Below are 12662 nucleotides of genomic sequence, written 5' to 3'. Positions count from 1 at the left end.
ACCCCATATGAATATGTCTGCAAAATATGGTCCGAGCAGCCAAAACGGTTTATCAGAGAACCGCACCATCAAAACGAGGGACTAAACACCTAGCCGAACCAATGGGGCCGAAGCCGGACAAGACCGTGATATTGGGGTTGTAATTGCGGCCAGCGAGTAGTTCGTAGTGAATGCGGGTAGATGGCGCTTTACCAGGCGCCCGATGTGCCCCGCAGCCGTGCCCTCCGGCGGGAGAGGCTCACGGCGTCCATAATGATTTTTTCGCGGCGGGTTCGGTTAACCCGGTATTAGCCGGGTTCGTTTAGGAATGCCGTACAGCGCCAACAGCCCGATTGGCGTAGGGGCCGCCGAACATGAAGATCAACGCTCAGAGTTTCCTCCGCGCGCGCAGCACGCGCCTTGTGCTTGCCGCGTCGCTTATCGCCATCAGCGCGATCGGTTTCGCGCCGTATGTCTTCAACAACGTCTCGACGCAGGCCGCAATCAATGCGCCGCTGATCCGTCTGGCGGCGCCTGTCGACGGTACGGTGGCGGAGCTTCCCGCCGACGGGCGCTATTTCGCCCGGCCCGCCTCGATCCGGCTGCTCGATCTTTCGCAGGATACCGGAGAGGTCGCCGATCTCGCCGCGCAGGCCGACCTGGCGCAGGCGCAGATGGATCTTGCAAGCCGCCAGCTTGCCGAGCTTCGCGCCGAGGAACACCGGCTCGACAAGCGGGCATCGGCATTCAGTTCCGCGACGCGCGAACGGCTCGGGGAGGATCGCGGCGCGGCCATCGCCGACCTGCGCGGATGCCATGCCGAGCGTCTGCAACAGGCCTCCGCGCTCACGCGCGTGCGCAGGCTTGCAAGCGACGGCTTCATGTCCCCCGCCGCCGTGGAAAAGGCCGAAGCCGCAGCCACGCGCACAAGCAGCGAGTGCAGCAGCGCAGCCGCGAAACTCCGCTCCATCGAGGTGACGGAGGAGGCCGCGCGTTCGGGCGTGTTCATCGGCGACAGCTACAACGATGCGCCCTACGCCACACAGCAGGCGGACCGGCTGATGCTGCAGCGCCAGTCCATCGAAAAGACGCTGAGCGACGCGACCGCGCAGCACACACGCGCCAAATTGCGATTGAAGGACGCGCTCGGCCGCGCAAGCTACCGCGCGCCTGCCGGAACGCTCGTCTGGGCAGCGACGGCAAGCTCCGGCGCGTCCGTACGTGCAGGCGAACCCATTCTCGATCTCGTCGATTGCCGCCGCCGTTTCGTGCAGGTCGCACTCCCCGAACGCAAGGCCGAGGCCGTCGTACCGGGCGGCGCTGCCGATGTGCGTCTGATCGGCTCGGATCGCTGGATGAAAGGCCGCATCTCCAGCATTTCGGGCGCCGCGAGTCGGCGGGAAGAGCGGCTCCTCGCCGCTTCCACATATTCGAGGCCGGGGGCCCGCGAAATCATCGTGGATGTCGCGCTTTCCGTGTCCAGCACCGATACGCTCGACAGCAGTCGCAGATGCGATGTCGGACGCCTCGCCGAAGTGCGCTTCAGCCGAACACTCTGACCGCCTTGAACACGATCCCGCTCGTCGAAACGCTGGCTCCCCTCGCCCTGGTGATGGGGGCGCTGCTGCTGTTCGGCGGCGTCCGCTACAGCCGCGCCGGTATCATCGCCACGGTCGGCGCAACGATCCTCTACTATCTCCACTGGCGGATCACCCGGACGATACCGTGGTCCGGTGGTCCCGGCGATTTGTGGTGGCCGCTGCTGTGCCTCACCGTGGAACTCGCCGCGCTGTTCGATGCCGCCGTCCTGCTCGCGATCCTCTCGCGCCCCACGGACCGTTCGGCGGAAGCGGACACTGGCGAGGCGCTGCTTCGCACCCGGTGGAACGAGAATGCCGAAAACCTGCCCGCCGTCGACGTCTTCATCGCGACCTATAACGAACCCCGCGACGTTCTGGAAAAAACCATCCTCGGATGCCTGGCGCTGAACTGGCCCGATGCGCGTATCTGGGTGCTCGATGACGGCCGCCGCCAGTGGGTGCACGACCTTTGCGTCGCCAAGGGCGCCGGCTACATCAACCGCCCCGACAACAAGGGTGCCAAGGCCGGCAACATCAACCACGCCCTGACGCTCACGACCGCCCCCTATGTCGCGGTATTCGATGCCGATTTCGTGCCCCGGCGCGATTTTCTGCTCCGCACGATGGGCTTCTTCGAGGACGCCAAGATCGGGATCGTCCAGATTCCGCACAGCTTCTACAATCACGATCCCATGCAGACCAACCTCGGTCTCCAGCAGAGCATGCCGGACGACCAGCGCTTCTTCTTCGAAGCGATCATGCCAGGCCGCGACGGCTGGGACGCCTCGTTCTGCTGCGGTTCCAATTCGGTCACGCGGCGCAAGCTGTTCGAGGATATCGGCGGCGGCCTGCCCGAAGGCTCGATCACCGAAGACATGCTGCTGACGCTCGCCAGCCTGCGCCAGGGCTACGTCACGCGCTATCTCAACGAACCGCTGGCATACGGCCTCGCGGCGGAGAGCACGGCCGCCTTCTTCGTGCAGCGGCAGCGCTGGGCGCAGGGCGCGATCCAGATCCTCTATCTGAAGGAAGGGCCGCTCGGCCCGGGTCTGAAACTCCGACACCGCCTGATGTTCCTGCCCACGGCGTGGATCACGCAGGGGTTGCAGTCGGCCTTCGCGATCCTGATGCCGATCCTGTTCATGCTCTTCAACCTGTCGCCGATGATCGATGTCGATCTGCCGGCCCTGGCCAGCTATCTGCTGCCGCTCGTATTAGCGCTGCTCGTCGGCATCACGCTGCTCGCGCCCGGCCGGTATTTTCCGCTGGCGGCGCAGGTTCTTGCGGTGTTCCAGATGTTCCGCATCCTCCCCGTCGTCCTGCAGACGCTCATCAAGCCGCACGGCCACGCCTTCAAGGTCACGCCCAAAGGGTCATCGGCGGGCGGCGGCAACTGGGAAAGCCGCGTGCTTTTCTCATGCCTGTTCCTGATCGCGGCAAGCGTGGCGGGCATGGTCGCCAACATCGGCGCCGATTATCGCATCGTCGCGCAGGATGAACTTCTGCCGATGGTGAGTTTCTGGCTGCTGCTCAGTATGCTGGTGATGATCCTCGTGGCCATGATGTGCCTCGAAAAGCCGCGTATCCGGGGCGAGGAACGGTTCGAAATCCAGCAGCCGCTGTCGCTGCTCAGCGATGCCGGCCACATGATTACGTCGGGCAAGGGCGACATTTCGCTCTCGGGCCTCGGCATGGAGGTCGCCGAACCGGCCGACCTGGCGATCGGCGAGCGCGTACAGGTGGTCCTTCCCGAAGTCGGCATCGTTCGGGGCTTCGTCCGCCGCACCGGCCGCCGCATCGGCATCGCGTTCGATTTTCATTCCGAAGACGTTCGGGATCGCCTCATCGTCTGGCTGTTCACGAACCGTATCAGGGTCAATGCGCAGCGCCCGTCGGCACTCGCGGTGGCGGGCGCCGTCATTCGAAGGCTTTGGGCAGCCGATCTCACGCTGCAGGCCGGTCCCCTTCCCGTCCCCGAGCCGGAAGCACCGGAAATCAAGCTCTCCGCCGCCACGCGCCTTGTTCAGCCCGCCGCCGTCCGAACGCTTTCAACGGCGGGCCTGGAGGCGGAAGTCGCGCTCGCGGCATATACCGGCGCCGAGCAGGAGCCGAAGCGCGCGGCCTGAACGCCCCGGCGTTCAGTATCAGCGGGGCAGGGCAAGGTTTGCGTGCCCCTTGCTCTCCGGCTCAATCCGTCTACAGACAGTGCGACGAATCGCGGAACGTGTCACGCTCGCCGTGCGTTGAGCGGACAACTTAGACAATCGACAGCACTGCCACGTTCGCTTTCGCGTTCGTGAGCCCCTTATTCATGCGTCAAGGAGACTCGGTCATGGCGGAGTATACGGATGCGATTGCACTTCTGAAGGCGGATCACCGCAAGGTTGAAGACCTATTCGAAGCCTTCGAAAAGGCGCGCGACAGCAAGCGCAAGCGTGAACTGGTCCAGGAAATCTGCACCGAGCTGAAAATTCATACGATGATCGAGGAAGAAATCTTCTATCCCGCCCTGCGCGGCAAGATCGAGGATGACATGCTTGATGAAGGCTATGTCGAACACGACGGCGCCAAGGTGCTCATCAACGACCTTCAGTCCGCGTTCCCCGACGAGCAATATTACGATGCGAAAGTGACCGTGCTCTCCGAGGAGATCAAGCACCACGTCGCCGAGGAAGAACGCCCGTCGGAGGGTATGTTCGCGCAGGCGCGCAAGGCCGATGTCGATCTCGTTGCCCTCCGCGATCAGATGCTCGCCCGCAAGGAAGAGCTGATGGCGAAGGCCGCGTCGAAGGCGCTTCCCGTCGCACGGCCGAGTGCCGTGAAGCTCGTCACGGCGTGACCACGCAGCCCCGGAACATTTGCACGAGCGAACGCGTGCCTGCTGCGCCCCTCGGCCGCATAGCGCTCATCGGCAACAGCGAACCCCGCCGCTGCGGCATCGCGACGTTCACGACCGATTGCCGCAATGCCCTGGCGGCGGCCTTCCCGGACTTGGGCATCGATTTCTATGCGATGAAGGGAGAGGAAGCGCGCGATCGTTATCCTCAGGATGTCCGCGTTCTGGACGATCAAGACCGTGACGCCTACGCCGAAGCGGCTGAAATGATAGAGGAAAGCGGCGCGCAGGCGATCTGGCTGCAGCACGAATTCGGCATATTCGGAGGCGTCGCCGGCGATTTCATTCTCCACTTGCTCGCGCGCACGAGCCTGCCGGTCATCACCACGTTTCATACCGTTCTCGAACAGCCTGACGAGGATCAGCGCCGCGTGATGAATGCGCTGCTCGCCCGAAGCAGCCGCATCATCGTGATGGCGGAACGCGGGCGGGCCATTCTTGAAGAGACCTACGGCACTGCGGCTTCGCGCATCAGCGTCATTCCGCACGGCGTTCCCGATCGCGAGCATGTCGATCCCGGCCTGCTGAAACCCGCTTTCGGCTGGACAGACCGCAAGGTGATCCTCACCTTCGGTCTTCTCGCGCCCGATAAAGGGATCGATACGATGATCCGCGCGATGTCCGGGGTGGCGGCCCGGCACACCGACGCGCTCTATATCGTGCTCGGCGCCACGCACCCGAACTTGCTGCGGACCGAGGGCGAAACGTATCGCGAGCGCCTGAGGGCACTTACGCGCGAACTCGATGTCGAACAGCACGTCACCTTCATCGATCGCTTCGTCGCACAGGACGAACTGCTCGATCATCTGCAGGCGGCGGATATTTACGTCACGCCGTATCTGAACCCTGCGCAAATCACATCGGGCACGCTCAGCTATGCGGTGGGTCTGGGCAAGCCGGTGGTTTCGACGCCCTATCTGCATGCGACGGAAATTCTGGATGACGATCACGGCATCCTCGTTCCGTTCCGCGACAGCGAGGCAATGGCGGAGGCCGTCTCGGATCTGCTGTCCAATACACGCACACGCCTCGGCTACAGCACGCGGGCTTACGATCGCGGTCGTTCGATGCTGTGGTCGGAGCTGGCGCGAAAGGCCCATGCTCTGCTCGCCGCGTCACATGAGGAAAAGCCCGCGCGGTTGTCGCCGCGGCTTGTCGAGACGATCCTGACGCCCGACCCGAGCGCCGTGCTGCGCATGAGCGATGCGACCGGCATGCTGCAGCACGGCATATTCGCCGTGCCCGACCGCGATCACGGTTATTGTGTCGACGACAATGCCCGCGCCCTTATTCTGATGCACCGCCTGCCGGGTCTGGATGAAACGCTGCGCGATCAGTGGACTGCGGTATACGCCGCGTTCGTTCAGCATGCGTGGAATCCCGCGCGTGGACGATTCCGGAACTTCATGGCGTACGACCGCAGTTGGTGCGAAGAGGAAGGGTCAGAGGATTCCTGCGGCCGCGCGCTCTGGGCGCTCGGCGTAACGGCACGGGAATCGCCGTTTTCAAAATATCGCGAATGGGGCTTGCAGCTTTTCGATACGACGAGCCGTGCGATGACGCTCGAGTCGCCCCGGGCAAGTGCCTTCGCCATGCTCGGCGCCGTCGCCGTGCTTGAAGCGGTGCCGGATCATACAGCCGCTCGCACGATTGCCGAAGGCTCCGGCGCGCGGCTGCTCAGGATACTCGACGCCGCGCGGAGGCCGGACTGGACCTGGATCGAAAACGTGCTGGCCTACGACAATGCGCGCCTGCCCGAGGCGCTTCTGGTGGCGGGGCGCTTTTTAAAGAATACCGCGTTCATCGAAACCGGCCTCGCGATGCTGCGCTGGATCGTCGAACAGCAAACTGCACCCGCAGGGCATTTCCGCGCTGTCGGAAGCGAGAGTTTCGGCCGCAGCTACAAGCGGCCGCTGCCGTTCGATCAACAGCCGCTCGAAGCGCACGCGACGCTCGAAGCCTGCATCGCGGCATTCGACGTCACGGGCGACAGATTCTGGCTCGATGCCGGGCGCAGTTGCTACCAGTGGTTCCTGGGACACAACGACCTCGGCACCCCGCTGGCGACACGGGCAGACGGCGGGTGTTTCGACGGTTTGACTCCGGTCGGCGTCAATCGCAATCAGGGTGCGGAGTCGCTCCTTGCCTTGCAATTGTCGTCTTGTGCCATGATCAGGCTTTCAAAACGTGCCGAATCGGCGGCACAGCAGCATCCGGCGGAGAAGCTCTCCGCCTGAGCCGGAGAGACAGGGCCAAACCTTGCAAGCGATTCGTACGTTGCCTCTCCGCCTGACTGCCGACCCGTCGCGTGTGGTCGTGCGCCCCTTTCACCTCGGCTGGCAGGCGTCCACTGCGGCGCCCAGCCGCAGCCGGCGCATCGTCGATGTCGTCCTCGCGCTCGACGAAGCGACGGTCGCTGCGGAGCTTGCGCTCGTCATGCGCGATTTCGAAGCGCGGCACTGGCAGACGCAGAAGGTGTTCCTCACCCGCTGCGAGGAAGTGGCATCCACGCTGAAGCTCGACACGGCGCAGCTGAGCTCAGCGCGGCGGCAGCTCATCGGCGCCTACTTCTGCCATGAATACAGCTATGCCGCAGCGGCGCTCATGAACCCCAGCGTCGTACCGCATGTCGATCAGTCCGGCCTTGAAGAGGACAGCGTGCGTATCGTGCTTTCGCTGCGCGCCGTCGGCGAGGGGCATATTTCCTCGATCGCCTTCCGCGAAGGCATTCTGGGGGCCAAAGGCGAGCTCAAGCTGGCGCCGGAGCCGCCGTTCGCCACGGCCGCCGATGCGCACGACCCCGAGGAAAGGCTGCAGGAAGGTCCGGTCTGCGTCTATCGCCATGCGGACAGCACCCTGTCCGGCACGGTGCTGTTTCCGATTACAGCGGCGCAGACCAACGGCCTTGAAGACCTGCGCCTTCTGCGCTTCGAACACGAAGACGGCAGCTACGAATGGCTCGGCACCTACACCGCCTACAACGGACGCGAAATCCGGTCGGAACTGCTCTCGACCCGCGATTTCCGCAGCTTCCACCTGACCCCGCTTACGGGCCGGGCAGCGCGCAACAAGGGCATGGGGCTCTTTCCCCGCAAGATCGACGGTCGCTACATGATGATCGGCCGGCAGGATGGGGAGAACCTCTTTCTCATCAGTTCCGATACGCTCACCCATTGGGATGACGGGGAATTGCTGCTTTCGCCGCGATATTCATGGGAACTGCTGCAGATCGGCAATTGCGGTGCGCCGATAGAACTCGATGAAGGCTGGCTCGTGCTCACCCACGGCGTCGGCGCCATGCGCAAATATTCGATCGGCGCCGTGCTGCTCGACAAGAAAGACCCGTCGCGCGTGCTCGGCCGTACGGTCGCGCCGCTGCTCGCTGCATCGGAAGAAGATCGCGAGGGGTATGTGCCCAACGTGGTCTATACATGCGGCGCGATGCGTCACAGGGATTGCCTCTTCATCCCCTACGGCGTCGCCGACAGTGCGGTGGCGTTCGCGTTCACACGCATCCCCGACCTGCTGGCCACCCTCTCCTGACGCCGCGCGCGGCGGCTAAACCAGCCCCGCGAACGGCCGCACGGCTTCGGCCGCCTCCAGTGCGGCCGCGCGGAGCCGCGCGAGCCGCGTGGGCCCTGTAAGCCACGCCCCGGCGCCCGACAGAGATATCGCGAATGTCACGGCGCCATCTGCCGCAGGCACGGGCACGGCGAGACAGGTAAGTCCCGAGACGACCTCCTCGTCGTCCACCGCATAGCCCTTCTCGCGCGCCAGGCGGAAAGCCTCCCTCAATGCTGCGGGGTCCGTGATCGTGCGCGGCGTCAGCGCTATGAACGGCCCGTTTGCGAGGTATTCGGCTTGCGCCTTCTCGGGCAGGTGCGCGAGCAGCACCTTGCCGATGCCCGAGCAATAGGCTTCGAGCTGGATGCCTTCGCGCGTGAAAAGCCCCGGCTCGCTGCCTTCCTTGATAAGATACGTCACCATGTTGCTTTCAAGGCAGCCCAGATGCGCCGAAAGCCCCGTGTTCCGCGTAAGCCGGGCCAGCACGGAGCGCGTGGCTTCGGCGGCGGCGACGCGCGCCGAAACGGTCTCGCTCACAGCCAGCAGCGCCGGCCCCGCGACATAGCGCCCCCGCCGCACCCTGTGCAGATAGCCCGCCTTCGCAAGCGTCGTGGCGAGGCGGTGCGTGGTGGCGATCGGCAGGCCCAGCGCCTGCCCGATTTCGAGCGCGGGCCGCCGGGCCTGGTCGCGCGCGACAGCCCCGAGCAGCACAAGGCCCCGCTCCAGCGCCGCGATCGAAGGGGTTCCCTTTTTCATCTGGTGAGAAATAGCGCCATCGCCTCGCTGTCCGCAATGGTTGCTTGCGCCTATGATCGGTCGCGAGAAACAGGAGAGTAGACCTTGGGCAAGGACTTTGAAGCCACCGCCGCGCGCCTGCGCGACGCCTATTCGGGGGCGGTGATCGCGCCGCTTCGTGATGTGCTGGAGCCGAACGATACAGACGGCGCCTACGCCGTTCAGGCGATCAACACGCGCTACTGGCAGGCCGCAGGCCGCCGCATCGTGGGACGCAAGGTCGGGCTGACGGCAAAGGCCGTGCAGCAGCAGCTCGGTGTCGATCAGCCCGATTTCGGTGTGCTGTTCGAAGATATGCAGGTCGCCGACGGCGGCGTCATCCCGTCCCGCCGCCTCATTCAGCCGAAGGCGGAGGCAGAGGTCGCGCTCATCCTCGGCAGCGACCTTGCCGGGCCGGACATCACGCGCGCAGACATCGAGGCCGCCGTCGCCGAAGTCGCCGCCGCCATCGAAATCGTCGACAGCCGCATCGCCGACTGGAAGATCAGCTTCGCCGACACCGTCGCCGACAACGGCTCCTCGGCCATGTTCGCGCTGTCCAAGACCCGCAAACCCCTCGCCGAGCTCGATCTCTGGACCTGCGGCATGGCGCTGGAGGTGAACGGTGCGCTCGTCTCGCTCGGTGCGGGCTGCGCCTGCCTCGGCCATCCCCTGAACGCCGCCGCGTGGCTCGCGCAGACCCTCGCGGCGCGCGGCGAGCCGCTGCGCGCGGGCGACATCATCCTCACCGGCGCGCTCGGCCCGATGGCCCCCATCCAGCCCGGCGACAGCGTGCGCGCCACCATCGGCGGGCTCGGCAGCGTCTCGTTCGCTTACGGAAAGGCAGGCGCATGAGCGCGAAGGTGAAGGTCGCGATCATCGGTTCGGGCAATATCGGCACCGATCTGATGATAAAGGTGATGCGCCTGTCCGATACGCTGGAAATGGGCGCCTTCGTCGGCATCGACCCGGAATCCGACGGGCTGAAGCGCGCGCAGCGCATGGGTGTGCCGATCACGGCGGGCGGCATAGACGGCCTTGTCGCCATGCCGGAATTCGCCGACATCGCGATCGTGTTCGATGCCACGTCCGCCGGCGCGCACGCGAAGCACAACGAAATCCTTCAGGCCCACGGCAAGCGCGTGATCGATCTCACCCCCGCCGCGATCGGCCCGTTCACGATCCCGCCGGTGAACGGCGACGCCAACCTCGATGAGCGCAACGTCAACATGGTGACATGCGGCGGTCAGGCGACGATCCCGATCGTGAGCGCCGTGAGCCGCGTCGCGAAGGTGCATTACGGCGAGATCGTCGCGTCGATCGCGTCGAAATCCGCAGGCCCCGGCACGCGCGCGAACATCGACGAGTTCACCGAAACCACGAGCCGCGCCATCGTCGAGGTCGGCGGCGCGACGCGCGGCAAGGCGATTATCGTGCTCAATCCCGCCGAACCGCCGCTCATCATGCGCGATACCGTCTATTGCCTCGCCGAAGATGCCGACACCGCCGCGATCGAGGCCTCCGTCGAGGCGATGGTCGCCGAGGTGCAGAAATACGTCCCCGGCTACCGCATGAAGCAGAAGGTTCAGTTCGAACACATCGGCTCCAACCGGCCATTGCGGATCCCGGAAATGGACGGCGAATTCACCGGCCTCAAGGTCACCGTGTTCCTCGAAGTGGAAGGCGCCGCGCACTACCTCCCCGCCTATGCGGGCAATCTCGATATCATGACCTCTGCGGCGCTGAAGACTGCGGAAAAGATCGCGCAAAGGATGGCCGCATGAGCTTCGACCCCACCAAGACTAAGCTCTACATTCAGGACGTCACGCTGCGCGACGGGATGCACGCCATCCGTCACCAATATGGCCTCGATCATGTGAAGGCGATCGCGAAGGTGCTCGACCGCGCCAAGGTCGATGCCATCGAGGTCGCGCATGGCGACGGGCTTTCAGGAAGCTCGTTCAATTACGGCTTCGGCGCGCATACCGATTGGGACTGGATCGGTGCCGTCGCCGAGGTGCTGGAACACAGCATCCTCACGACGCTGCTGCTACCCGGCATCGGCACGATCCACGATCTGAAACACGCCTATGATCTCGGCGTCCGTTCGGTGCGGGTCGCAACGCACTGCACGGAGGCGGACGTTTCGAAACAGCATATCGAATACGCGCGCGGCCTCGGCATGGATGTGTCCGGCTTCCTGATGATGAGCCACATGTCCGAACCGGAACCGCTCGCCAAACAGGCGAAGCTGATGGAGGATTACGGCGCGCACTGCGTGTACGTAACCGACAGCGGCGGCGCGCTAACGATGGATCAGTACGCCGCGCGCCTGCAGGCCTACGACCGCTTGCTGAAGCCGGAAACGCAGCGCGGTGTCCATGCGCATCACAACCTCTCGCTCGGCGTCGCGAACTCCATCGTGGCGGTGCAGAACGGCGCGGTGCGTGTCGATGCGAGCCTTGCGGGCATGGGCGCGGGCGCGGGCAACGCCCCGCTCGAAGTGTTCATCGCCGCGGCCGACGTTCACGGCTGGAACCACGGCTGCGATCTCTATGCCCTGATGGACGCCGCCGAAGATCTCGTCCGCCCCTTGCAGGACCGCCCTGTCCGCGTCGATCGCGAAACCCTCACGCTCGGCTACACGGGCGTCTATTCCAGCTTCCTTCGCCATGCGGAAAAGGCGGCGGGGGAATACGGCCTCGATACGCGCGCGATCCTCGTCGAACTCGGCCGCCGCAAGATGGTCGGCGGCCAGGAGGACATGATCGTCGATGTCGCGCTCGATATGCTCAAGGAAAGCGCGGCTTGAAGTTTGCGAACACGGTTTCGATCTTCACCGATACGAGGCTGCCCTATTGCAGGCCCGTGATCCGCTGCCCCGCTTCGACGTTTGCCGTGAACCCGGCGATATCGATATTCGCGCCGCAGACGATCACCCCCACGCGCTTGCCGCGCACCCGCTGCGAAAGGGGCCCCATGAGCGCCGCAGTCGCAGCTGCCGCCGCGGGCTCGACCGCGAGGCGCGCTTCGCGGAACAACAGGTCCATCCCGGCGCGGAGCGCATCATCGGACACCAGAACGATCTCTTCGACTGCCTCGCGGCAGAGCCCGAAGCTGTAGGGGAGCGAGTATGGCGGCCCGAGACTGTCTGCGATGGTTGCGATTTTGGCGTTCGCCACAGGCGATCCTGCCGCAAAGCTGCGGTACATATTGTCCGCGCCTTCGGGCTCGACGCCGAAAATGCGGCACTTCGGCATCAGCATCCGAATAGCGGTCGCCAGACCGGCGCACAGGCCCCCGCCGCCGATTGGGCAGATCAGCACGTCGAGCGGCTCGGTCTGGGCTGCCCATTCCAGCCCGATGGTCGCCGTGCCCAGCGCTGTCAGCGGGCCTTCGAAGGGATGCACGAACACGCGGCCCTCCTCCGCCTCGATCTGCTTCGCGCGTTCGAATGCGGCCGCGCCATCGGGAGCGATCTCCACCTCGGCGCCCAGGCGTCGACAGCGCTCTATGCGCGCCGGGTTCGCCGTGGGCATCATCACCACGCGCGCGGAAATTCCGAGTGCGCGCGCCGCATAAGCGGTGGCGATCGCATGATTTCCCGCGCTGACGGCTGTGACACCGCGTTCGCGCTGCGCCGCCGAAAGCGCAAGCATGACTGTAAGCGCACCGCGCGGCTTGAACGTCCCGGTTCGCTGAAACAATTCGAGCTTCAGATTGACGCGCGTATCGGCGCCGAGACGGTCGCGGAGTTCATCGGCCTCCCAATCAAGCGTCGGGGTGGTGACAATACGGGAACCGAGCGCCTCGCGCGCGGCGCGAATCGCCTCAATTGTAAGAGCGGGATCAGTCATCCCGCGAGTTTT

The 12662-nt window shown here is 64.8% G+C and carries 10 protein-coding genes; 8 read left to right on the top strand and 2 right to left on the bottom strand.

What is annotated here, in order from left to right:
• The first annotated feature begins 353 nt into the window (after nucleotides 1–353).
• The 5 genes from GGQ98_RS12635 (at nucleotide 354) to GGQ98_RS12615 (ending at nucleotide 7998) form a co-directional block, all read left to right on the top strand.
• On the top strand, nucleotides 354–1538 hold the full coding sequence (locus tag GGQ98_RS12635; RefSeq protein ID WP_184070056.1) for an HlyD family secretion protein: 1185 nt from the start codon (nucleotides 354–356) through the stop codon (nucleotides 1536–1538).
• 5 nt (nucleotides 1539–1543) lie between these two features.
• Complete coding sequence (locus GGQ98_RS12630) at nucleotides 1544–3685, top strand: glycosyltransferase (RefSeq protein ID WP_184070054.1); 2142 nt, start codon at nucleotides 1544–1546, stop codon at nucleotides 3683–3685.
• Between the two features lie 206 nt (nucleotides 3686–3891).
• Nucleotides 3892–4398 carry a hemerythrin domain-containing protein gene (locus GGQ98_RS12625; protein ID WP_184070052.1) on the top strand — a complete coding sequence of 169 codons (507 nt, stop codon included), beginning with the start codon at nucleotides 3892–3894 and terminating at the stop codon, nucleotides 4396–4398.
• Between the two features lie 35 nt (nucleotides 4399–4433).
• Nucleotides 4434–6692, top strand: coding sequence for a glycosyltransferase (locus GGQ98_RS12620; protein WP_184070050.1), 2259 nt, complete (start codon nucleotides 4434–4436; stop codon nucleotides 6690–6692).
• 40 nt (nucleotides 6693–6732) lie between these two features.
• The gene (locus GGQ98_RS12615) at nucleotides 6733–7998 is read left to right on the top strand and encodes a glycoside hydrolase family 130 protein (protein ID WP_243451862.1); all 1266 of its coding nucleotides are present in this window, start codon (nucleotides 6733–6735) and stop codon (nucleotides 7996–7998) included.
• Between the two features lie 15 nt (nucleotides 7999–8013).
• Here the strand turns inward: GGQ98_RS12615 and GGQ98_RS12610 are convergent, their stop codons facing one another.
• Complete coding sequence (locus GGQ98_RS12610; RefSeq protein ID WP_184070046.1) at nucleotides 8014–8775, bottom strand: IclR family transcriptional regulator; 762 nt, start codon at nucleotides 8773–8775, stop codon at nucleotides 8014–8016.
• A gap of 84 nt (nucleotides 8776–8859) precedes the next feature.
• Between GGQ98_RS12610 and GGQ98_RS12605 the strand changes: the two genes are divergently transcribed.
• From GGQ98_RS12605 to dmpG, 3 genes are read left to right on the top strand one after another with little or no spacing between them, the layout of a single operon-like run.
• Nucleotides 8860–9648 carry a 2-keto-4-pentenoate hydratase gene (locus GGQ98_RS12605; protein ID WP_184070044.1) on the top strand — a complete coding sequence of 263 codons (789 nt, stop codon included), beginning with the start codon at nucleotides 8860–8862 and terminating at the stop codon, nucleotides 9646–9648.
• The gene (locus GGQ98_RS12600) at nucleotides 9645–10577 is read left to right on the top strand and encodes an acetaldehyde dehydrogenase (acetylating) (protein ID WP_184070042.1); all 933 of its coding nucleotides are present in this window, start codon (nucleotides 9645–9647) and stop codon (nucleotides 10575–10577) included. The genes GGQ98_RS12605 and GGQ98_RS12600 overlap by 4 nt, the downstream gene beginning before the upstream one ends.
• Nucleotides 10574–11605, top strand: a complete 1032-nt coding sequence (gene dmpG / locus GGQ98_RS12595) for a 4-hydroxy-2-oxovalerate aldolase (protein ID WP_184070040.1) — start codon at nucleotides 10574–10576, stop codon at nucleotides 11603–11605. Before GGQ98_RS12600 ends, dmpG begins: the two co-directional genes overlap by 4 nt.
• Before the next feature lie 43 nt (nucleotides 11606–11648).
• On the opposite strand, the gene GGQ98_RS12590 is transcribed toward dmpG, so the two are convergent.
• On the bottom strand, nucleotides 11649–12650 hold the full coding sequence (locus GGQ98_RS12590; protein ID WP_184070038.1) for a threonine ammonia-lyase: 1002 nt from the start codon (nucleotides 12648–12650) through the stop codon (nucleotides 11649–11651).
• Nucleotides 12651–12662 lie beyond the last annotated feature (12 nt).

It is taken from the genome of Sphingosinicella soli, assembly GCF_014199685.1.
Classification (GTDB): domain Bacteria; phylum Pseudomonadota; class Alphaproteobacteria; order Sphingomonadales; family Sphingomonadaceae; genus Sphingosinicella; species Sphingosinicella soli.
This window is presented reverse-complemented; position numbering and strand designations above follow the sequence as displayed.

Bases quoted from the DNA above. Each gene is read 5' to 3' on its own strand.
- dmpG (WP_184070040.1), top strand. From the start codon at position 10,574: ATGAGCTTCGACCCCACCAAGACTAAGCTCTACATTCAGGACGTCACG.
- GGQ98_RS12635 (WP_184070056.1), top strand. From the start codon at position 354: ATGAAGATCAACGCTCAGAGTTTCCTCCGCGCGCGCAGCACGCGCCTT.
- GGQ98_RS12600 (WP_184070042.1), top strand. From the start codon at position 9,645: ATGAGCGCGAAGGTGAAGGTCGCGATCATCGGTTCGGGCAATATCGGC.
- GGQ98_RS12590 (WP_184070038.1), bottom strand. From the start codon at position 12,650: ATGACTGATCCCGCTCTTACAATTGAGGCGATTCGCGCCGCGCGCGAG.
- GGQ98_RS12610 (WP_184070046.1), bottom strand. From the start codon at position 8,775: ATGAAAAAGGGAACCCCTTCGATCGCGGCGCTGGAGCGGGGCCTTGTG.
- GGQ98_RS12625 (WP_184070052.1), top strand. From the start codon at position 3,892: ATGGCGGAGTATACGGATGCGATTGCACTTCTGAAGGCGGATCACCGC.